We start from the raw sequence: 20,126 nt of genomic DNA, 5'->3' as shown, positions 1-20,126 counted from the left end.
CGGGCACCGGCAGGCGGCGCACGCGAGGCGGCGGGGTGTGACGGCGGCCCGCCGACGTCGAGGGCCGGGTGGGACCGCCGGGGCACCGCGACTGCCCGGGCGTTGCCCTCGCGCTTGTCGTGGCGGCCCGAGCGCGGTCCTACCGTGGCGGCGTGACGTCTTCTCCAGCCTCTTCCAGTCCCGGTGCGCCCGGCCTCGACATTCCGGAAGCGACCGTTGCGCCGGGGGACACCGCCACGACCAGTCTGACCGTCCGCAACGACAGCGACATCGTCGAGGCGTACAGCCTGGAGGTCGTCGGGGACTGCGCCTCCTGGACCACGGTGGAACCCGCACGGGTCTCTCTGTATCCCGGCACGTCCGAAACGGTGACGCTCCGGCTGGCGCCACCGCGTTCTCCGGAGATCCGGGCCGGCGAGGTGCCCCTCGGAGTGCGGGTCCTGCCGGCCGAGCACCCCGAGTCGGTGAGGGTGTTCGAAACCACGGTGCACGTCGGGGAGTTCCGCGAGCTGCACACCGAGCTGGTCCCGCGCCGCCGGCGCGGCTGGCTGCGCGGCCGCTACCGGCTGGCCGTCCGCAACCAGGGCAACTCGCCGGTGGAGGTGGGATTCACCGCCGGCCAGGCGGGTGAGGAGCTGGGGTTCGCCTTCAAACCGGCGGAGCGGAAGCTGGAGCCCGGCGAGTCGGCGGAGATCGGTCTGCGTGTCCGCACCGGCAGGCCGGTGTGGTTCGGTGCCCCCGTGGTGTGGCCGTTCACCGTGGACACCACCGAAACCGGTGACCAGGAGGATCCGCGACGCGACGAGTCGGCCGCACGGGTGCCGCTGGACGCCGAGTTCGTGCAGATCCCGGTCTTTCCCAGGTGGCTGCTCGTGCTGCTCGCGGCGCTGCTCGCTCTGCTGCTCGCCTGGTTCACGCTGGTCCGTCCGGCGGTGCGCAGCGCCGCCAGGGAAGCCGCCACCGAGGCGGTCCAGCCGCGTCCCACGCCCGCCGGGGAGCAGGGAGCAGCAGGGCAGAGTCCGGGTGCCGGAGCGGGTACGGGTACGGGTACGGGTACCGGTGCGGGCTCGGAGACCGGTCCCGGCGGCCAGGGAACGGGCGCACCGTCCGGATCCGGTGACGACGGCACCTCGGCCGACGACGGCACCGCGATCGGCGGTGGCCGGCAGAGCTCGGAGACCATCGACGTGCAGACGTCCGGTGGGGAGACCAAGGCCGGTACCTACCGGGTGCCCGAGGGCAGTGTGTTCGGGGTGACGGACATCGTTGTCGCCAACTTCCAGGGCGATGAGGGTCTGCTGACGATCACGTTCGGCGATCGCAAGGTCACCACGATCGCGCTGGAGACCTTCCGCAACCAGGACTACCACTGGGTGACCCCCATCAAGATCCCCGAGAACGACACCGTGACCGTCGAAGTGACCTGCGAGAAACCCGGTACACCGGCGTCCGGCCGTCAGGCGCAGGGGTGCCATGAGGTCCTGAATGTGAGCGGTGTACTCACCCGTATCACTCAGTAACTCCAGCCCCGCCTTCGAGCATTGTCGTGCGAAGTTGGGTGTATCCGCCAAGAGTTGTCCGCCGCTCCGACCGGAAACCAACACCATGGGACCGAAAAGCTGCACCCCGGTCCTGACCGGTCCCCGTACCGGAACCGTGCCGGAAGGCGAGCGAGCCGCCGGCGCTCAGCGTCAGCAGGTCGCCGGTCAAGGCGGTCCCGTTCGTCGACGTGAACGGTGACCAGTGCAACGACCTGCTGGTGCGGATGGCCGAGGGAGGCCCCGACCGTGACTCGGCCGGGGCCTTCTTCGCATCCGGGGTCATGTGGCGCCATGTGGCGCGGCTTGGCACCACATGGCACCACATGGCGCCAGCGGCGGTGCCACGCCTTCTCGGTCATCACGCCCCATTTCCGCAGGTCAGAGGCGCCGTTACCGACCCGCACCGTTCGAGGCGCCACCCGGGCTTGCAAATGGCACCACCGTGGTGCCATTATGGCGTCATGGACCTCACGCCGTATGTCGACACCCTCCGACGCGAACTCGCGGTGGCCGCCGAGGCCGGCGGCGAAGACGCGCGCAAGCTCGCCGAGCGGCTCACCGCTCCCCTGGAGTCGGCGACGCGGCTGACCATGCTCAACGTGCTCTCCGCCGCGATGGACGAGATCACCCGCGAGCTGGCCCCCGGCTCGGTCGACGTACGGCTGCGCGGGCTCGACCCCGAGTTCGTGGTCGCGCTGCCGCCCGTCGAGGGCGCCGCTGTCGCGGAGCCGGCCGGGCCCGTCGAGGCGTTCAGCGCCCCGGTCCCGGCCGACGGCGACGAGGGCGGCACCGCGCGGGTCAATCTGCGGCTGCCGGCCCACCTCAAGGCGCGCGCCGAGGAGGCCGCGAGCCGTGAGGGGCTGTCGGTCAACGCGTGGCTGGTGCGTGCCGTGGCGGCCGCGGTCGACGGCGGCACCCGGCCGCGCACGGCGGAGAAGAGCCAGGCGGTCGGACAGAGCTTCACGGGCTGGGTGCGCTAGCCGCCCCCCTCCACCCGTATTTCCAGCAGTACTTCACCCACACCACGTCCCACGCGTGGACGCCCACAGACTCAAGAGGACGGGACAGCCATGCCTTCTTTCGACACTCCCGAAGCGATCTCGGTCACCGCGCGTGTGGAGGCCGGCTCCATCCAGTTCACCGCGGGCGACCGGCTCGACACCGTGGTGGAGGTGCGCCCCCGCGACCCGAAGAAGGATCTGGACGTGCGGGCGGCCGGGCAGACCGAGGTCACGTACGCGAACGGTGAACTGTCCGTCAGGACGCCCAAGTCCAACCTGTTCGGCCGCACCGGCGTCGTCGATGTGACGGTCGAACTGCCCACGGGCTCGCGCGTCGACACGACCGGCGCCTGGACCCAGGTGCTCGGCGAGGGCCGGCTCGGCGAGACCCGCGTGAAGACCTCCGCCGGTGATGTCCGCCTCGACGTGACCGGCCCGCTGCGCCTGACCGCGTCGCACGGCTCGATCACCGTGGACCGGGTCGAGGGCAGGGCCGAGATCACCACCAGCACCGGCAGTCTGCGCGTCGGTCTGCTCGACGGTCCCGCCGTGCTGAAGAACTCGCACGGCACGACGACCGTCGACGCCGTGACCGGCGAGCTGCGGGTGAGCAACGCCAACGGTGACATCGAGGTCCGCCGCGCCGATGACTCGGTCACCGCCACCACCGCCCACGGCACCGTGCGCGTGGGTGACGTGGCGCGCGGCACCGTCCAGTTGGAGACCTCCTACGGTGCCATCGAGGTCGGCATCCGCGAGGGCACGGCCGCCTGGCTCGACGCCCGCTCGAACTCCGGGCAGGTGCGCAACGCGCTCACCGCGTCCGAGTCCCCGGCGGAGACCGAGGACACCGTCAAGATCCGCGCCCGCACCAAGTACGGCAACATCGACGTCCGCCGCGCCAAGGCCTGAGCGCCACTCACCACCGGCCTACCCCCCCAACCCACTTCAGCCTTCGATCGGAGGCCCCCATGCCTTCTTCTGTCATGCCCATGTCCAACCGTGGAGACGGTCACCCGTCGCCCGCCGCCATCTCCGCCGTCGGGCTGCGCAAGGCGTACGGCGACAAGACCGTCCTGGACGGCATCGATCTGCACATCCCGGAAGGCACCGTCTTCGCGCTGCTGGGGCCGAACGGTGCGGGCAAGACCACCGCGGTGAAGATCCTCTCCACCCTCATCACCGCCGACGGCGGACAGGCCCGCGTCGCGGGACACGACCTCGCCACCCACCCCCAGGCCGTGCGCGCCGCGATCGGTGTCACCGGGCAGTTCTCCGCCGTCGACGGGCTGATCACCGGCGAGGAGAACATGCTCCTCATGGCCGACCTGCACCACCTGCCCAAGCGGGAGGGACGGCGGGTGGCCGCCGAGCTGCTGGAGCGCTTCGACCTCACGGCGGCCGCGAAGAAGCCCGCCTCCACCTACTCCGGCGGCATGAAGCGCCGCCTCGACATCGCCATGACCCTCGTCGGCGACCCGCGCATCATCTTCCTCGACGAGCCGACCACCGGCCTCGACCCGCGTTCCCGCCACACCATGTGGCAGATCATCCGCGAACTGGTCACCGGCGGCGTCACCGTCTTCCTCACCACCCAGTACCTCGAAGAAGCCGACGAACTCGCCGACCGCATCGCCGTCCTCCACAACGGCCACATCGCCGCCGAGGGCAGCGCCGAGGAGCTGAAGCGGATCGTCCCCGGCGGACACGTCCGGCTCCGCTTCACCGACCCGGCCGCCTACCGCACCGCCGCCACCGCCCTGCGCGAGACCGCCCTCCCCCACTCCCGGCTTCACTCGAGCGGGGGCACCCCCAACGACGACTCCCTCACCCTCCAGGTCCCCAGCGACGGCAGCCAGCGCGAACTGCGCTCCCTCCTCGACTGGCTCGACGCCGTCGGCGTCGAGGCCGACGAACTCACCCTCCACACCCCCGACCTCGACGACGTCTTCTTCGCCCTCACCGCCGACCCCGACATCCCCCAGCAGCCCCACCAGCCCGGCCGGCCCGGCCTGCCCAAGGAGAACGCCCGATGAGCTCCCTCTCCCTCGCCGTGCGCGACTCGACCACGATGCTGCGCCGCAACCTCCTGCACGCCCGGCGCTACCCGTCCATGACGCTCAACCTGCTGCTCACACCGGTCATGCTGCTGCTGCTCTTCGTGTACGTCTTCGGCGACACCATGAGCGCGGGCATCAGCGGCACCCCCGACCGCTCCCAGTACATCGCCTACCTCGTCCCGGGCATCCTGCTGCTGACCATCGGCGGCACCACGATCGGCACCGCGGTGTCCGTCGCCATGGATATGAGCGAGGGCATCATCGCCCGCTTCCGCACGCTGGCCATCCACCGCGGCTCGGTGATCGTCGGGCACGTCGTCGGCAGCGTCCTCCAGTGCGTGATGAGCGTGCTGCTCGTCGGGGCCGTCGCCGTGGCCATCGGCTTCCGCTCCACCGACGCCACCGCCCTGGAGTGGCTGCTGGCGCTCGGGCTGCTGGCGCTCGTCTCCCTGGCGCTCACCTGGATCGCGGTCGGGATGGGCCTGTCCAGCCCGAACGCGGAGGCCGCCAGCAACAACGCCCTGCCGCTGATGGTCCTGCCGCTGCTCTCCAGCGCCTTCGTGCCGGTCGACGCGATGCCGGGCTGGTTCCAGCCCGTCGCCGAGTACCAGCCCTTCACCCCCGCCATCGAGACCCTGCGCGGCCTCCTGCTCGGCACCGGGATCGGCCACAACGGCTGGCTCGCCGCCGCCTGGTGCCTTGGACTCACCGTCCTCGGCTACCTCTGGTCCCGGTCGCTGTTCGCCCGCGACCCGAAGTAGCTGCGGGCGGCACGGCCGGCCGGCTCCAGGGCGGCGTACTCCGGCACCGCGTCGGCGTACGCCGCTCCGCCGCGTCCGACGGCGCCTGAGCCGCCCAGGTCGTCCTCGGGTCGTCCTGAGGTCGTCGTCGCCGGCGGTTCGTACGGAAACACCGGCCTCGCGCCGGAACCCCTGCGGGAAACCGCAGGGTCGGTGGTGCGGGGAACAGCAGCAGGGTGGACGGGAACCCTCGTACCGCCGCCGCACCGCGGTTTCTAGGTTGGAGGTCGGGGCAGCCGCCCGCCACCGATCCGCCACCTTGGAGGCCCACCATGCATCACATGACTCTGGCGCAGTCCCAGGAGCCCACGGGCGGCATGGCGGGGTGGGCCGCCGGCCTCGTGGACACGCTGGGCGGCCCCGGGGCCGGTCTGGCCATCGCTCTGGAGAACCTCTTCCCGCCACTGCCCAGCGAGGTCATCCTGCCGCTGACCGGATTCGCCGCCGGGCAGGGCGTGCTGAGCCTCGCCTCGGCGCTGTTCTGGACGACGCTCGGCTCCGTGGCCGGCGCGGTCGCGCTCTACTGGATCGGCGTGCTGTTCGGGCGGGAGCGGATGCACGCGCTGTGGGCGAAGCTGCCGCTGGTGAAGACCTCGGATCTGGAGCGGACCGAGGAGTGGTTCGCCAGGCACGGCACCAAGGCGGTCTTCCTGGGCAGGATGGTGCCGGTCTTCCGCAGCCTGATCTCGGTGCCCGCGGGCGTGGAGCGGATGCCGATGCCGGTGTTCATCATGCTCACCACGCTCGGCAGCCTGATCTGGAACAGCGTCCTGGTGCTGGCCGGTTACTGGCTGGGCGACCGGTGGGACGCCGTGGGGGTCTACGTCGGCTACCTCAGCAAGGCCGTCCTGGTCCTGGTCGTCGTCGCCCTCGCCGCCTACCTGGTGGTCCGGCTGAAGGGCCGCAGCGAGGCCCAGCACCGCCGCGTCTGATGGGCGGCCGCCCCTCCCCCGCGGCCCCGGACGATCTTGCCCGGGGCTGTTCGGCCGCCCTAGGCTCGGGTGCTGTGCACGAGGACTTGGCCGGCGCCGCGCCAGACGGTTCCGCGGGAGCCCTCGGCGCCGCGGACCCGGAGGACGGCCGGACCGCCGCACCACCGCCCCCATGGCGGCGCCGCGGCCTGGGCGTCCTGCTCGGCTGTGGGACCGCCCTGCTCGGCTCCCTCTGCTTCCTCGTCGTCGGCGCCGCCCTCGGCGCCTTCCTGCTGTGGCCGCGCACCCGCCCCGACGCCCTCCGCGTCCTGGTGGCCGGGGCGCGCCGCCTCACGGCGCTCGAACGGGCCCGCCGCTCGGTGTTCTTCGGTGACCGCTTCCCCGAGCACTACGAGGCCTCCGACCGGAAGATCCTGCGCTACCTCGCCGTCCGCTGCTGCACGGGGGTGCTGTGCGCCGTCGTGCTCGGACTGCTCGGCTTCGGCGCCGTACTGGCCGGGCTGCTGGTCACGGGCGTGGCGCGGGGCGGCCTCGACTGGGACGAACTGCTCACCCAGGTGGTGCTGGGCGGCGTCCTGCTCTTCCTCGACCTCCAGGGCCTGTACTCGCTGGCCGCCCTGGACACCCGCACCGCCCGCGAGTGCTTCGGCCCTTCCGAGCGGGAGCTGCTCCGGCAGCGCGTCGACGAACTCGCCGCCAGCCGGGCCGCGGTGGTGCGGGCGGTGGACGCCGAGCGCCGGCGCATCGAACGCGATCTGCACGACGGTGTCCAGCAGCGCCTGGTCGCACTGGCCATGCTGCTCGGCCGGGCCCGCCGCAGCCGCGACCCCGAGCGGGCCGGCGCGCTGCTGCTCCAGGCGCACGAGGAATCCCAGGGGGTCCTCACCGAACTGCGCGAAGTGGCCTGGCGGGTCTATCCCTCGGCGCTGGACAGCCTCGGCCTGAGAGAAGCGCTGGACGGTGTGGCCGAACGGTCCGGTATCCCGCTGCGCCTCCGGTTCGAGGTCGGCGCGCCGCTGCCCCAACCGGTCGAGACGGCGGCCTACTTCGTGGTGTCCGAGGCCGTCACCAACGCCGCCAAGCACTCCTCGGCCACCGCCGTCGAGGTGCGGGTGACGCTCACCGGTGGGCGGCTCGGCATACGGGTCGAGGACAACGGCACGGGCGGCGCGGACGCGGCCGGCAGCGGGCTGGCCGGGTTGCGCGGCCGGGTGGCCGCACTGGACGGCGTGCTGCACATCGACAGCCCCCTCGGGGGACCCACCGTCATCACCGCGGAGCTGCCATGCGCGTGATCCTCGCCGAGGACTCGACCCTGCTGCGAGAGGGCCTGGTCCGGCTGCTCGCCGACGAGGGCCACGAGGTGGTGGCGGCGCTGGGCGACGCGGTGACCCTGCTGAAGGAGGTCGAGGAGCACCGGCCGGACATCGTCGTCGCCGACAACCGGATGCCGCCGACCCACACCGACGAGGGCCTGCGGGCCGCCGTGGAGATCCGCGAGCGCTTCCCGGAGATCGGCGTGCTGGTCCTCTCGCAGCACATCGAGCGCACCTACGCGGCCCAGCTGCTGGCCTCCACCGCCGAACGGGTCGGCTACCTGCTCAAGGACCGGGTGGCGCAGGTCGAGGAGTTCCTGGACGCCCTGGAGCGGATCCACGCGGGCGGGGCCGCGATCGACCCGGAGGTCGTACGGCAGTTGCTCATCCGCACCACGCACGGTGACCCGCTGACCCGGCTCACCCCGCGCGAGCGCGGCGTGCTGGAGGTGCTGGCCCAGGGGTACACCAACACGGCCATCGCGAAGGAGCTGCATGTGTCGCTGAGTTCGGTGGAGAAGCATCTCAACGCCGTCTTCGCCAAGCTGGATCTGCCGCACACCACCGGCTACAACCGCCGCATCCTGGCGGTCCTGCGTTACCTGGAGTCCTAGGAGCCACCGATGCCCGCGCACCCGAAGACTCGGTGACATGGAGGCCGCGTGAAGGGGCACTCGCAGAATAAGTGAAACGTAAAGGGTGGGCGCCCGTCCGGTCCGTGTCTTCGACAACCGGGAGTATGCAATGGCGAGTTACGGCAGTTCCCCTGCCGCTTCCTCCGGATCGCGCACCAATGGGCTGGCGATCGCGAGCCTGTGCTGCGGCGTCGTCGGGCTGTTCTTCCTGAACATCGTGCTGGGGCCGCTGGCCATCATCTTCGGTGCGGTCGCGCGCCGGCAGGCGGCGGTCAAGAACGGGGCCGGGATGGCGAAGGCGGGCATCGTCCTCGGTGTCGTGGACATCGTGCTCTGGCTCGTGCTGCTGGCCGTCGCCGCCAGCAACGGCGGGTTCAGCTGGTACGTGGGCGGCTGACGCCTCCGGGGAGGCCCTGTGGGGTGCGGGGCGGCCGACGGGAGATCGGCCGCCCCCGCGTGCGGCCGTCGTTCGGCCGCACCTCGCACATGGTGGCCGTGGCGGGATCCTGCACACCTGGAAGATCCGTGACGGAAAAGGAAGTCGTCGGCGCGTCAGGAACAGCTGAACGAAAAGGGAACGGCGTCGTCGTGGAAGACGACGCCGTTCCCCTGGGCACCGATGAGCCGGCCGCGGTGGTTACTTGATGTAGACCAGGCCGTCCGTGGTGATGGTCGGACGGCCGGTGGTGCCGACCACGACGATCTTCACCGTGTGCTGGGCGCTGGTCGCCCAGGTCTTGGTCCAGATGGCCTGGCGGTACAGGGTGCTCGTCGACTTCAGGTCGACCGTGGACACCTTGACGCCGTCGACGTAGACGTAGACCTGGCCGGAGGTGGAGGCGCGGGAGACCACCCAGGAGGCGGAGCGGCCGGTGAAGGTCCAGGAGAGGCTGGCCCCCTTGGAGCCGCTGGAGTAGGACTTCCCGCCGAGGTAGCTGGTGGACGAGCGGGTGGTCCAGGTGCCGGTCTTCACCGCGGAGGTCTCCTGGAGGATGACCGGGGTGTAGGCGGCGGAGGCGTCACGGTAGTTGCCGGCGTAGTCCTGCGCCTGCATGGACCACGTCGAGGCCGCGCCGGGCTTGGCGGTGCGGTTGGAGAGGGTGGCGGTGGCGCTGAAGGTGGCGGCCGCCGGGGACGTCAGCTTCACGTACCTGAGCGCCTTGTCGTCGGTCGCCTTCCACCCGAGGGTGACGGGGACGGCGGTGGTGCTGACCGTGCCGGTGCGCAGGGAGAGCTTCGGTGTGGTGGTGAACGTCGGCGCGGTGGCGTCGGCGACGACGGTCATCGGCGCGGTCTCCTCCGGCTTGCCGGACTGGTGCACGGCCCGGACGGCGACGGTGTGGTCGCCCGCGGCCAGGGTGACCGCCTTCGCGGAGCCCGCGCCCGAGGTGGTGGCGACGACGTTGCCGTCGACCAGGATCTCGTACTTGGAGATCAGCGAGGCCGGGGTGGTCGACGACCAGCGCACGGTGACCGCGCCCTTGGTGTAGTACGTCGTGCCGTTCGCGGTCGCCCCGGTGAGCGAGGTGACCTTCAGGTCCTGCACCGGTCCGGCCGCCCAGGAGCGGATCTTGGGCAGCTGGGCGTAGAGGGAGTTGCCCGGGCACTCGCTGTTGTAGCCGTCGCGGTGGCCGGATATCCGGTTGAAGGAGTACTTCTGGCCCGCGGTGAACGAGGTCCCGAAGTAGTTCTTCTGGGTCGCGCCCGCGGTCAGCTCCACCGTGCCCGTCGGGTCGGTGACGCCGTGCAGGCTCAGCTTCCAGGCCGCCACCCGGGCCACGGACTCCAGGGCCGCGTCGGAGGCGCTGCCGGAGACGTAGTTGCCGAGGACGGAGATGCCGGTGGACTCCCGGTTGAAGCCGTAGGTGTGCGCGCCGAGCACCGGCTTGTCGATGCCGCCCTTGCGGCCCTCGAAGATCTGGCCGCACTTGTCGACCAGGAAGTGGTAGCCGAGGTCGTTCCAGCCTTGGCCGTTGGGGGCCGGGTCGGTGTGGTACGCGTAGATGCCCCGCACGATGGCCGGCGACTCGGAGCAGTCGTAGTCCGCGCCGGCCGTGTGGTGCACGAACACCGACTTCACGTCCGCGTTGTACTCCGACGGGTCGGGGCTGCGCTTCTCGTCCGCCCCCCACTCGGCGCGGCTGATGACCGGCGGCTGGGTCACGGCGGCCGCATCGGCGGCCGCCGCGGGGTAGGAGGCGGCGTACGAGGCGGGCGTCAGGTTCGGCTCGGTGGTGAACGCGGCCGGCTCCGGCGGGCTCATCCGCGTCTCGGCCTCGGTCACGACGCCCGGGTCGACCATGCTGACGTCGAGTCCCTTGGGCAGCGCGCCGGTCGAGCCGTCCTCGTGGAGGACCTGCACCTCGATGCCGTCGGAGGGGCCGACCCACATCGGGGCGGACGCGCCCCGCATGTCCGCCTCCGGCTGGTCCGGCGGGGAGAGGTCCACCTCCAGGTCGCGCCACGGGCTCCACGCGCCGGTCTCCAGGCTGCGGGTGCGCACCTGCGCCCTGCCTTCGAGCTTCTTGAGCGCCCCGGTCCAGGTGACGCCCACGAGCGAGAACTGCTTGGTCTCCGTGCGCGGCAGTTCCCGCTCGCCGGGGGCGGTCCCCTTCAGCGCCAGGTGATAGACGCGCACCGGCCGCTTGTCCTGACCGGTGACGTCCGGAACGGAGGAGTCGCTGGCCGACGCGTACGTCGCCATGCCCCCTCCGCCCAGCACCACCGCGCCGAGCGTCAGCCACGCCCGCCGCTTCAGGCTCAACGGTCTGTACGCATGCCCTTTACGTCGACTCACGAAGAGATCCACCCCAGAGAAAGGCCGCTGCGGGCCACCAGAAGGTCACATGGGGCACATCCGCCACAGGGATGGCCCATCGTATTAAGCGCTCCTTGAACCACAGACGACACACATGACCGGTGACAGTGACCGACATCACCTGACTGGCGGGGCGGATTTCGTGACGGGACATGGCGAAGCGGGCGCCCTCAGGTGTGGCGCCCGCTTCGGCGGGTGGGTCACGCGGATGCCGTGATCGCCGAGTCCGCTCGGGCCGGCTGGGGGACGACGCGGCGCGGCCGGGCCGGCAGGCCGATCAGCGGGTGGGCGACGCCCCAGGCCGCACCCTTGCAGATCAACTCCTTGTAGCCGGCGGCGAGTCGGCCGGTGAGTGCCGCGCGGACGGCGCGGTCGTCGGCGGTGACGTACTGGATGAGGCCGTCGCGGCGGCCCAGCGAGATGCACTGGTTGAAGTAGCGCAGGGGCACCTTCGGGAGCTTGCCTCCGGTCAGGCGCGCGGCGATGGCGTCGGCGGCCTGCCAGGCGGTGGGGACGCCCGAGGCGCACGACATCCGCAGCGGCTTGTCGCCGGGGCCCATCACCAGGGCCGCGTCGCCGATGGCGTAGACGTCCGGGTGCGAGACGGACCGCATGGTGCGGTCGACCACGATCTGGCCGGTCTCGGAGACCTCCAGGGTGGTGGCCCGCGCGATCGGGTGGACGGCGAAGCCGGTGGTCCACACGGTGACCGCGGCGGGAATCTCCGTGCCGTCGGCGGTGGTGACGCGGTCGGCGGCCACGGCGGTCACGGCGGTGTGCTCGTGCACCGTGATGCCGAGCCTGGCGCACACCTTCCGCAGATGGGCGCGGCCCTTGTCGGAGAGCCAGTCGCCGAGGCCGCCGCGGGCGGCGAGGGCGACGTCGAGGTCCGGGCGGGCCTCGGCGATCTCGGTCGCGGCCTCCAGGCCGGTGAGACCGCCGCCGACCACGACCACGGTCTGTCCGGCGTCCAGGCGGGCCAGGCGCTCGCGCAGCCGGAGCGCGCCGGGACGGCCGGCGACCTCGTAGGCGTGCTCGGCGACGCCGGGGACGCCGCCGTCGTTCCAGCCGCTGCCGAGGGCGTACACGAGGGTGTCGTACTCCAGCAGTTCCCCGGCGCCGTCCGCGCCGGTGACGGTGACGGCCTTGCGGTCGGCGTCCACACCGGTGACCCGCGCGAGCTTCAGCTCGACGCCGGTGCCCGCGAACATCGCGTCGAACGGCCGGGGTTGGAGGTCCTGGCCGGTCGCGAGCTGGTGCATCCGGACGCGTTCGACGAAGTCGGGCTCGGCGTTGACGAGGGTGATCGCGACGTCGTCGCGGTGCAGCCGCTTCGCGAGGCGCCCGGCGGCGGTGGCTCCGGTGTATCCGGCTCCGAGGACGATGATGCGCTGCTGCATTTCCTGGCTCCTGTCTTGGGCGGACTCGACCCTTGAACCGGGGAGCCCGCCGTTTCCTGACAGGTCTCAGGTGTGAAGCACGTCACACATGAGCGTCATGTCGGCCGTGACACCGGTCCGTCACACCGGCCCCGTCACACCGGCACGCCGCATCAGAAGACGGCGTCGAGCAAGGGCTCACCGTGGTCGGTCGCGGACCAGTGCCGGGTCGCCCGTTCCAGCTTGTCGGGGTTGACCTGGCTGCGGACGGCGGCGACGCCCTCCGCGGTGACCTCCAGGCACATGACCCCGATGACCCGGCCGTCCAGGACCACGACGACGGCCGGCTCGCCGTTCGCGGTCGACGCGTACACCTCGGGCGAACCGCCGACCAGGGCGCGCTTGGCCTTGCTCGGCTTGAACAGGCCCCGCAGGAACGTCGCGACCGCGAGCGCGCCCTCGAACGCCCTCGCGCGGGCCGGGACCTTCCCGCCGCCGTCGCCGATCGAGGTGGCGTCCTGGGTGAGCAGCCGCACGAGCGGCTCGGTCTGCCCGCTGGTGGCGGCCGCCAGGAACTCCTCGACGATCCGCCGGGCGGCGGCCTCGTCGATCTCCGTACGGGCCTTGCCGGCCGCGACGTGCTTCTTGGCGCGGTGGAAGATCTGCTGGCTGGCCGCCTCGGTGAGGTCGAGGATGTCGGCGATCTCCCGGTGCGAGTAGTCGAAGGCCTCCCGCAGGACGTACACCGCCCGCTCGTTCGGGGAGAGCCGCTCCAGCAGGACGAGCACGGCGTACGACACCGACTCGCGCTGTTCCGCGGTGTCGGCCGGGCCCAGCATCGGGTCCCCGCCGAGCAGCGGCTCGGGCAGCCACTGGCCCACATAGGTCTCCCGGCGCGCGCGGGCCGACGTCAGCTGGTTGAGGCACAGGTTGGTGAGCACCTTCGTCAGCCAGGCCTCGGGCACCTCGATCCGCTCGACGTCGGATCCCTGCCAGCGCAGGAACGTCTCCTGCACGGCGTCCTCGGCCTCGCTCGCCGAGCCGAGCAGACGGTAGGCGATGGCCTCCAGCCGGGGCCTGGCCGCCTCGAACCGGTCGACGTCGCGCAGGGTCAGGGCCATGCCCCGGATCCTAACCGCCACCCCCGTGAGGAGTCCCCGTGAATGCCGCCGGCCTGCCTCCCGCCGGGCCGGGTAACCGGCCCGCATGGGTGACATTCTCGTGGGCACGTGCTCGTGGACCGACCGGGAGCTGGTGGGCAGCGGCTGGTATCCGGTGGGGCGGCGGGACGCGGAGGGGCGGTTACGGCACTACGCCGAGCGGTTCCCGGTCGTGGAGGTCGACGCCTCGTACTACGCCCTGCCCGGCGAGCGGAACAGCCGGCTGTGGGTGGAGCGCACCCCGGACGGGTTCGTGTTCGACGTGAAGGCGTTCTCCCTGCTCACCGGGCATCCCACACGGAGTGCGGTGATGCCGGACGGGCTGCCCGCCGACAGCCGGGACCCGAGGGTGCTCGACGAGGTGTGGGCGCGGTTCGCGGCGGGGATCGCGCCGCTGCGGCGGGCCGGGCGGCTGGGCGGTGTGCTGTTCCAGTTCCCGCCGTGGTTCCGGCCCGGGGCACGGGCCGAGGCGTTCCTGGCGGACACCGCGCGGCGGACGGAGGGGTGGCCCGTCTCGGTGGAGTTCCGGCATCCCGAGTGGTGGGAGGCGGGGCGGGCGGAGGCCACCCGCGCGCTGCTCGCGCGGTACGGAATGGCCGCCGTCGCCGTGGACATGGTGCAGACGCTGCCGTCCTCCCTGCCGCCGGTCGTGCACGTCACCTCGCCCCGGCTGTCCGTCGTACGGTTCCACGGGCGCAGTACGGCCTGGGGGACCGGCAGCAAGGAGGACCGGTTCCGGCACGCGTACCGCGACGACGAACTCGCCGAGTGGGTGCCGCGGTTGCGACACGCCGCCGAGCGGGTCGAGCAGCTGCACGTCCTGTTCAACAACTGCTGCGGCGACGCGGCCGTGCGGGCCGCCGAGGCCATGGCGCGGCTGCTGGGGCTGCCGTCACCCGCCGGCCTCGGCCGCCCTGCCGTCCCCGTCCAGCAGGGCCCTCTCCCGTCCGGCGCCGCGCGCCCACACCGCCCGCAGCGGCAGGAACACGAGCGTTCCGACCGGTGACAGCGGGATCGTGAGCACCAGCAGCGGCCCCGTCGGCAGCGGCGGGATCCGCCGGCGCCCGGCCTCCCGGTACATCCACTGGCCGACTCGGCAGGTCCCAGGCGATGCCCCGGGCCCAGACGGCTCCCGCGCCGCCGGCGAGGGCCGTGAGGTCGCGGAAGGTGGCCCTCGAGGGCGTGGTGATGGGGACCGTGCCGGGCGAGGCGGTGCTCAGCTCGCTGCGGCGGCTGGCCCATGTCGACGCCTCGGCGCGGCTGGACGGCACGGGCGGGGACGAGGAGCGCGGGACGGGCCCCGCCGGGCGCGAGGCGTCCGACGCGCCTCGCGCCCGGCGGTAGTGCGGGACCGGACTCAGCGGAAGTTCACGTCGCTGCACAGGAAGTACGTCTGGTCCATGTGCGACGCCTGCCAGATCGTGTACACGACGTGCCGGCCGCTCAGGCCCGACGTGCTCACGTTGATCGAGTAGTTCTGGCTGGGCGCGTACTTGCCGGTGCGGGCGACGAGTTGCAGGTCGCTCCAGCGCAGCGGCTGGGTGGCGGGATCGAACCCCTGCCGGGTGACGTAGACCAGGAAGTAGTCCGCGCCATGGCTGGCCTGGTCGTACAGGCGCACGGTGAAGTTGGCCGAGACGTCCGTCGTCTTCCACGGACCGACGGCGTCCAGGGAGTTGTAGCGGCCGCCCTCGGTCCGTCCGCCGCTGCACAGCTGGCCGTCGGGGACGACCGCCTGGAAGTTGCCCGCGGAGCCGTTGCGGTACAGGCCGTTCCAGTTCCACATGGCGTTGGGGTTGGCCTGCCACGCCTGCCAGCACATGGGGTCCTGCTGCGCCATCGCCGGGTTCTGGAAGTCGCTGCCCCAGCGCAGCCAGCAGCCGTAGTTGCGGGACGCCGGGTCGACGACCGAGCCGTGGGCCGCGGCGGTGCCGGCTCCGGGGACCAGGCTGAACAGCAGGGCGGCGAGCACGCTCAGGAGGAGTGCGGGGCGGAATCCGCCCTTCGATTTGATGTGATCATGACATGCCGATGCGTAGCGCAAGGCGGATCTCCCTCTTTCGGACGCGGGGGGACGAAGGTGCGGGAGCTGCGGTGTGGGGGGTGCATTGGGAGCGCTCCCATCGGTGACAGGTTGCGCCACTCGTGGCGCGGACACAACGCCTGTATTGCGCCACCTTTCCCTCGCAGCGGCATCGCGGAGGGGGACGACGAGACCGAGGGGCGCGGAGGAGCAAGGGCGCGAGGGCAGGTTCGCGGGCGTGAAGGCGCGCGACAGGCGCGGAGGCTGGGGTGATGGAGCCGCGGAGCGCCGGGCGCGCGAGAGCGCGAGGGGCGCGGAGACGGGGCGGCGGAGCCGAGGAGCGCCGGGCGTGGAAGCTCGGGCGGTGAGCGCGTAGGGAATGTGACGGGCGTGAAGGAGCATGACGGGCGTGCAGGGGCGCGCGACAAGCGCCCGAGGTGGGGTGTGGCGGTGGGGCCGCCGGGGCGCCGGACGCGTGCACGCCATCGCGGTGAAGTCGCTGATGGGCGACGGAGTACGGCCGCTGACCGACGGCGAACGCGCCCTGCTCGGCGAGTGGCTGGACCGGATCGCCGCCGAGGAGCCCGGGCAGCGGCGGTAGCGCTCTCCCGGGTGACCGGGATCACACGCCGTGAGTGCATAGCGGGCCCGTCCCCACCGTCTTTCCCCTCACGTAGGCAACTGGCGGGAGCGGGGACAGTGCGCATGGATCAAGCTCGGGCCGGTGAGTTCGACGAGTTCGTGGCGGCCCGCTGGTCGGCGTTGCTCCATCTCGCCCGGCTGCTCACCGGCGGCGACCGGCATCGGGCCGAGGATCTGGTGCAGGACTCCCTGGTCAAGCTCTGGTTCGTCTGGCCGAAGGTCGCCGAGGAGGCGCCCGAGGCGTATGTCCGCACCGTGATGGCGCGCGCGGCGGCGCGCTCGGCGAGACGGCGGTGGTGGGGCGAGCGGCCGGTCGAGCGGCTGCCCGAGACCGCGGCGGGGGGTGATGTGTCCGCGGCCGTGGCGGAACGGTCGCGGCTGGAAGCCGCCCTCGGGCGTCTGCCGGCCAGGCAGCGGGCCGCGGTGGTGCTCCGCTACTACCAGGACCTTCCCGAGCGCCAGGTGGCGGAAGCGCTGGGCTGCCCGCTGGGTACGGCCCGCTCCCACACCGCGCGCGGGGTGGCGCGGCTGCGGCAGCTGCTGACCGATGTCATCGAGCCGGTGGGGTGAAGGAGAGGCCATGGATCACTTCGAACGGCAGCTGGCGCGGATGATGCGCGGCGCCGAGGAGCACACCCCTTTCGAGCCGCGGCACCGGGAGCGTCTGCGGGAGGGCGTCCGCGCCCGCCGCCGGGCGCGGGCCGCGCAGAAGGCCGTCGGCTCGGTCCTCGCGGTCGCCGGACTGGGTCTCGGCCTGTTCCTGCTCCCCGACACCCCCACCCGGACCGAGCCCAGCGCGCCCCGTCCGCGGCCCATGTCGAGCGAGGGGCCGTCGTCCTCCGCGCCGGGGACCAGCCCGTCCCCGGAGGTGTCCCCCTCCCCGCCCGGGGACTCCCCCCGCACCACGGCCCCGCCCCCCGCCACGAGCACGACGAGCACCACGAGCAGTACGAGCAGTACGACGCCCCCCGCTTCCGTCACCTCGTCGCCCCCGGCCTCGTACGGCGACGGGGACGAAGGCGGGGGCGGGGACGGCGGCCCGACACCGACGTCCACGGCCTCGGACCCGGCGGTCTCCGCCACGGAAACGCAGCTGCCGGGCGACGAGCCGTCCTAGGACCGCCGGCACTCCCTCGCACCCCGCGTGCCCCGCCCTGCCCCGCCCTGCCCTTCTCCAGGGAACAAACAAGGACACACCATGCGAAAACACAGCCCCGTTCTCCTCCAGGACGTCCGTCGCGCCCCCGTGCCCGCACACCACCCCGACCCCGTGCTCGACATCGCGGTGCCCGTGTTCGACGAGGAGGCGGATCTGGAGCCGAGCGTGCGGCGGCTCCACGCCCATCTGCGCGCGACCTTCCCGTACCCGTTCCGGATCACCGTCGTCGACAACGCCAGCACCGACCGCACCCCGCGCATAGCCGCCCGGCTGGCCGCGGAGCTGCCCGAGGTGGAGTGGCTGCGGCTGGCGGAGAAGGGCCGGGGGCGGGCGCTGCGCGCCGCGTGGTCGCGTTCCCCGGCGCCGGTCCTGGCGTACATGGACGTGGACCTGTCCACCGGGCTCGCGGCGCTGCTCCCGCTCGTGGCCCCGCTGATCTCGGGGCACTCCGACATCGCGATCGGCACCCGGCTGGCGCCCGGGGCGCGGGTGGTGCGCGGGCCCCGGCGGGAGTTCGTCTCCCGCTGCTACAACGCCCTGCTGCGCTCCACGCTCGCCGTCGGATTCTCCGACGCGCAGTGCGGTTTCAAGGCGGTACGGCGCGAGGTCGCCGAGCGGCTGCTGCCGCTGGTGCAGGACTCGGCGTGGTTCTTCGACACCGAGCTGCTGGTGATCGCCGAGCGGGCCGGACTGCGCATCCACGAGGTGCCGGTGGACTGGGTGGACGACCCCGACAGCCGGGTGGACGTCCTCGCCACCGCGCTGGCCGATCTGCGCGGCATCGCCCGGCTCGGCCGCACGCTGGCCCGCGGCACCCTCCGCCCGGCCGAGCTGCACCCGGGCGGGGGTGCCCCACCGGCCGGACCGGCCGGTCAGATCTGGCGGTTCGCGGCCGTGGGGGCGGTGAGCACGCTGGGGCATCTGCTGCTGTACGCGGCGCTGCGCCCGGCGACCGGAGCGCAGGCCGCCAACGCGCTGGCGCTGCTGGTCTGCGCGGTCGCCAACACGGCGGCGAACCGGCGGCTCACCTTCGGGCTGCGCGGCCGGGGCGGCGCGCTGCGCCACCAGGCCAGGGGTCTGGTGGTCTTCCTGCTGGGCCTGGCCCTCACCTCGGGGTCACTCGCCGCGCTGCACCACACGGCACCCGGGGCCGCGCCCGGCACCGAACTCGCCGTCATCGTCGCCGCCGGTCTGACCGCGACCCTGCTGCGGTTCCTGCTCCTGCGGAGCTGGGTCTTCGCGGCCCGCCCCTCCCGTCGTACGGCGGGAGGTGCCGCCTCGTGACCACCACCCCGCTGACCGGCCACCCCGCCCCCGCCTTCCCTCCCTCACCCGCACCCGCACCCGCCCCCTCGCCCTCGCCCGTCCGGCAGCGGCTGCGCCGGGCGGCCGAACGGCACGGCCCCGTCCTCGCCCTGTACGGCGGGCTGAAGCTGGCCGGCTTCGGGGCCTTCCTCTCCCTGCTGCACTTCGCCGGGGACTTCCGCGCCAAGCACCCGCGCTTCGGCGGCGGCGAGCGCCCCTGGGACGTCCTGGCCACCTGGGACGGCTGGTGGTACCAGCAGATCGCCGCGCACGGCTACGACCCCGCACTGGTCCCGATCCCCGGCGCCACCGGCCTGATCACCCTGGAGGGGAACTCCGCGGCGTTCTTCCCGCTCTACCCGGCCCTGATGCGGCTGGTCTCCGAGACGACGGGACTCGGCCTGTACGGGGCCGGCCTGCTGGTCTCGATCGCCGCCTCCTTCGTCGCCGCGCTCGGCATCCACGCCGTCGTCGCCCGGCTCGCCGGCCCCCGGGCGGGCCTGGCGGCGGCCGGGCTGTGGGCGGTGTGGCCGGGGTCGGGGGTGGAGTGGGCGGTCTACTCCGACTCCCTCTTCGTCGCCCTCGCCGTGTGGGCCTGTCACGCCGTCATGAACGGCCGCTGGCTCACCGCGGGGCTCCTCACCTGCGCCGCCGGGCTCAACCGCCCCACCGCCGTCGCCCTGATCGCCGCCCTCGCCGTGGCCGCGCTGCTCGCGCTCCGCGAGCGCCGCGACGGCGCGCTGCGACCCCTGGCCGCCCTCGCGATCGCCCCGCTCGGGCTGCTCGGCTACCTGGGCTGGGTGGGCCACGAAATGGGCGACTACGGAGGCTACTTCGCACTCCAGCGCGGCGCCTGGGCCCACACCTTCGACTACGGCGAGCACACCCTGGACGTGCTGACCTCCGTCCCGGTGGGCCACTTCGACTACCTCTCCGCGTTCCCCTTCGCGGACCTGATCGGCGTCGGCGTCGTCCTCCTGGCCTTCGCCCTGCTGCCGTTGCTGATCCGCGAGCGCCCTCCGGCCGTGCTGGTCGTCTACACGGTCCTCACCCTCGCCCTCGTCCTGGGCAGCCAGCAGATCTTCGCCAACGTCTCCCGTTATCTGCTCCCGGCCTTCCCGCTGTTCCTCCCGCTCGCCGCCGCCCTGCGCCGCCTGACCCTGCCCCAGCTGCTCATCCTCCTCGGCCCGGCCGCGCTGGCCTCCGGCTCGTACGCGGGGTACGCGCTCTTCGAACTGGGGGTTCCGTAATTATCCGACAGCGATATTTAGAGTCTGAACGGCCCCTCTATTAAGTAATTATCGAGGCGCCTGTTCACTCATTTGCCGCGCACCCGCCGAAGTGCGGCAACGTTA

The 20,126-nt window shown here is 72.5% G+C and carries 20 protein-coding genes and 1 pseudogene; 16 read left to right on the top strand and 5 right to left on the bottom strand.

Annotated features, from left to right (window positions below; all coding sequences use genetic code 11):
- The first annotated feature begins 152 nt into the window (after positions 1–152).
- The 9 genes from VE614_RS02395 (at position 153) to VE614_RS02355 (ending at position 8,682) form a co-directional block, all read left to right on the top strand.
- Entirely contained in the window at positions 153–1,520 is a 1,368-nt protein-coding gene (locus tag VE614_RS02395) for a hydrolytic protein (RefSeq protein ID WP_324931099.1), read from the top strand.
- A gap of 482 nt (positions 1,521–2,002) precedes the next feature.
- The gene (locus VE614_RS02390) at positions 2,003–2,521 is read left to right on the top strand and encodes a hypothetical protein (protein WP_324931096.1); all 519 of its coding nucleotides are present in this window, start codon (positions 2,003–2,005) and stop codon (positions 2,519–2,521) included.
- 90 nt (positions 2,522–2,611) lie between these two features.
- Entirely contained in the window at positions 2,612–3,454 is an 843-nt protein-coding gene (locus VE614_RS02385) for a DUF4097 family beta strand repeat-containing protein (RefSeq protein WP_324931093.1), read from the top strand.
- A 74-nt stretch (positions 3,455–3,528) separates the two neighbouring features.
- Positions 3,529–4,578 (top strand): ATP-binding cassette domain-containing protein, encoded by a 1,050-nt coding sequence (locus tag VE614_RS02380; protein ID WP_324931175.1) that lies wholly within the window; start codon positions 3,529–3,531, stop codon positions 4,576–4,578.
- Positions 4,575–5,363 carry an ABC transporter permease gene (locus VE614_RS02375; protein WP_324931090.1) on the top strand — a complete coding sequence of 263 codons (789 nt, stop codon included), beginning with the start codon at positions 4,575–4,577 and terminating at the stop codon, positions 5,361–5,363. The genes VE614_RS02380 and VE614_RS02375 overlap by 4 nt, the downstream gene beginning before the upstream one ends.
- A 311-nt stretch (positions 5,364–5,674) precedes the next feature.
- On the top strand, positions 5,675–6,334 hold the full coding sequence (locus VE614_RS02370; RefSeq protein WP_324931087.1) for a DedA family protein: 660 nt from the start codon (positions 5,675–5,677) through the stop codon (positions 6,332–6,334).
- Between the two features lie 74 nt (positions 6,335–6,408).
- The gene (locus VE614_RS02365) at positions 6,409–7,629 is read left to right on the top strand and encodes a sensor histidine kinase (RefSeq protein ID WP_414719484.1); all 1,221 of its coding nucleotides are present in this window, start codon (positions 6,409–6,411) and stop codon (positions 7,627–7,629) included.
- Positions 7,620–8,264, top strand: a complete 645-nt coding sequence (locus tag VE614_RS02360) for a response regulator transcription factor (protein ID WP_324931083.1) — start codon at positions 7,620–7,622, stop codon at positions 8,262–8,264. Before VE614_RS02365 ends, VE614_RS02360 begins: the two co-directional genes overlap by 10 nt.
- Before the next feature lie 130 nt (positions 8,265–8,394).
- Positions 8,395–8,682, top strand: coding sequence for a DUF4190 domain-containing protein (locus tag VE614_RS02355; RefSeq protein WP_324931080.1), 288 nt, complete (start codon positions 8,395–8,397; stop codon positions 8,680–8,682).
- A gap of 240 nt (positions 8,683–8,922) precedes the next feature.
- On the opposite strand, the gene VE614_RS02350 is transcribed toward VE614_RS02355, so the two are convergent.
- The 3 genes from VE614_RS02350 to VE614_RS02340 all read right to left on the bottom strand — a co-directional run bounded on the left by VE614_RS02350 (position 8,923) and on the right by VE614_RS02340 (position 13,603).
- Positions 8,923–11,043 carry a peptidoglycan recognition protein gene (locus tag VE614_RS02350; protein ID WP_324931169.1) on the bottom strand — a complete coding sequence of 707 codons (2,121 nt, stop codon included), beginning with the start codon at positions 11,041–11,043 and terminating at the stop codon, positions 8,923–8,925.
- A gap of 260 nt (positions 11,044–11,303) precedes the next feature.
- Entirely contained in the window at positions 11,304–12,503 is a 1,200-nt protein-coding gene (locus VE614_RS02345) for an NAD(P)/FAD-dependent oxidoreductase (protein ID WP_324931077.1), read from the bottom strand.
- A 152-nt stretch (positions 12,504–12,655) separates the two neighbouring features.
- A complete protein-coding gene (locus VE614_RS02340; RefSeq protein ID WP_324931074.1) occupies positions 12,656–13,603 on the bottom strand; it encodes an RNA polymerase sigma-70 factor in 948 nt (315 codons plus the stop codon).
- An 85-nt stretch (positions 13,604–13,688) separates the two neighbouring features.
- On the opposite strand from VE614_RS02340, the gene VE614_RS02335 reads away from it, so the two are divergent.
- A complete protein-coding gene (locus tag VE614_RS02335; RefSeq protein WP_324931071.1) occupies positions 13,689–14,648 on the top strand; it encodes a DUF72 domain-containing protein in 960 nt (319 codons plus the stop codon).
- Positions 14,649–14,675: 27 nt separating this feature from the next.
- Here VE614_RS02335 and VE614_RS02330 read toward each other — a convergent pair.
- Positions 14,676–14,723 (bottom strand): annotated as a pseudogene (locus VE614_RS02330) (hypothetical protein); the annotation flags it as partial.
- A 101-nt stretch (positions 14,724–14,824) separates the two neighbouring features.
- Here VE614_RS02330 and VE614_RS02325 point away from each other — a divergent pair.
- Positions 14,825–14,986 (top strand): hypothetical protein, encoded by a 162-nt coding sequence (locus VE614_RS02325; protein ID WP_414719483.1) that lies wholly within the window; start codon positions 14,825–14,827, stop codon positions 14,984–14,986.
- Between the two features lie 13 nt (positions 14,987–14,999).
- Here VE614_RS02325 and VE614_RS02320 read toward each other — a convergent pair whose 3' ends face one another.
- Entirely contained in the window at positions 15,000–15,656 is a 657-nt protein-coding gene (locus VE614_RS02320) for a lytic polysaccharide monooxygenase auxiliary activity family 9 protein (RefSeq protein ID WP_414719487.1), read from the bottom strand.
- A 484-nt stretch (positions 15,657–16,140) separates the two neighbouring features.
- Here VE614_RS02320 and VE614_RS02315 point away from each other — a divergent pair, with 484 nt between their 5' ends.
- From VE614_RS02315 to VE614_RS02295, 5 genes are all read left to right on the top strand, one after another.
- Complete coding sequence (locus tag VE614_RS02315) at positions 16,141–16,266, top strand: hypothetical protein (RefSeq protein ID WP_324931065.1); 126 nt, start codon at positions 16,141–16,143, stop codon at positions 16,264–16,266.
- A gap of 104 nt (positions 16,267–16,370) precedes the next feature.
- A complete protein-coding gene (locus tag VE614_RS02310; RefSeq protein WP_324931062.1) occupies positions 16,371–16,877 on the top strand; it encodes a SigE family RNA polymerase sigma factor in 507 nt (168 codons plus the stop codon).
- Between the two features lie 10 nt (positions 16,878–16,887).
- Positions 16,888–17,424: a hypothetical protein gene (locus VE614_RS02305; RefSeq protein ID WP_324931059.1), complete on the top strand. Its 537-nt coding sequence runs from the start codon at positions 16,888–16,890 to the stop codon at positions 17,422–17,424.
- 81 nt (positions 17,425–17,505) lie between these two features.
- On the top strand, positions 17,506–18,750 hold the full coding sequence (locus tag VE614_RS02300) for a bifunctional glycosyltransferase family 2/GtrA family protein (RefSeq protein WP_324931056.1): 1,245 nt from the start codon (positions 17,506–17,508) through the stop codon (positions 18,748–18,750).
- Between the two features lie 92 nt (positions 18,751–18,842).
- On the top strand, positions 18,843–20,021 hold the full coding sequence (locus tag VE614_RS02295) for a hypothetical protein (protein WP_324931166.1): 1,179 nt from the start codon (positions 18,843–18,845) through the stop codon (positions 20,019–20,021).
- Positions 20,022–20,126 lie beyond the last annotated feature (105 nt).

Origin of the sequence: Streptomyces sp. (genome assembly GCF_035645055.1) — a bacterium.
In the GTDB taxonomy this organism is placed as follows: domain Bacteria; phylum Actinomycetota; class Actinomycetes; order Streptomycetales; family Streptomycetaceae; genus Streptomyces.
This window is presented reverse-complemented; position numbering and strand designations above follow the sequence as displayed.

What these genes read in the sequence shown, in the direction of transcription:
- VE614_RS02345 (WP_324931077.1), bottom strand. Translation starts at nt 12,503, where the DNA reads ATGCAGCAGCGCATCATCGTCCTCGGAGCCGGATACACCGGAGCCACC.
- VE614_RS02335 (WP_324931071.1), top strand. Translation starts at nt 13,689, where the DNA reads ATGGGTGACATTCTCGTGGGCACGTGCTCGTGGACCGACCGGGAGCTG.
- VE614_RS02375 (WP_324931090.1), top strand. Translation starts at nt 4,575, where the DNA reads ATGAGCTCCCTCTCCCTCGCCGTGCGCGACTCGACCACGATGCTGCGC.
- VE614_RS02340 (WP_324931074.1), bottom strand. Translation starts at nt 13,603, where the DNA reads ATGGCCCTGACCCTGCGCGACGTCGACCGGTTCGAGGCGGCCAGGCCC.
- VE614_RS02355 (WP_324931080.1), top strand. Translation starts at nt 8,395, where the DNA reads ATGGCGAGTTACGGCAGTTCCCCTGCCGCTTCCTCCGGATCGCGCACC.
- VE614_RS02380 (WP_324931175.1), top strand. Translation starts at nt 3,529, where the DNA reads ATGCCCATGTCCAACCGTGGAGACGGTCACCCGTCGCCCGCCGCCATC.
- VE614_RS02370 (WP_324931087.1), top strand. Translation starts at nt 5,675, where the DNA reads ATGCATCACATGACTCTGGCGCAGTCCCAGGAGCCCACGGGCGGCATG.
- VE614_RS02385 (WP_324931093.1), top strand. Translation starts at nt 2,612, where the DNA reads ATGCCTTCTTTCGACACTCCCGAAGCGATCTCGGTCACCGCGCGTGTG.
- VE614_RS02300 (WP_324931056.1), top strand. Translation starts at nt 17,506, where the DNA reads ATGCGAAAACACAGCCCCGTTCTCCTCCAGGACGTCCGTCGCGCCCCC.
- VE614_RS02305 (WP_324931059.1), top strand. Translation starts at nt 16,888, where the DNA reads ATGGATCACTTCGAACGGCAGCTGGCGCGGATGATGCGCGGCGCCGAG.
- VE614_RS02360 (WP_324931083.1), top strand. Translation starts at nt 7,620, where the DNA reads ATGCGCGTGATCCTCGCCGAGGACTCGACCCTGCTGCGAGAGGGCCTG.
- VE614_RS02390 (WP_324931096.1), top strand. Translation starts at nt 2,003, where the DNA reads ATGGACCTCACGCCGTATGTCGACACCCTCCGACGCGAACTCGCGGTG.
- VE614_RS02310 (WP_324931062.1), top strand. Translation starts at nt 16,371, where the DNA reads ATGGATCAAGCTCGGGCCGGTGAGTTCGACGAGTTCGTGGCGGCCCGC.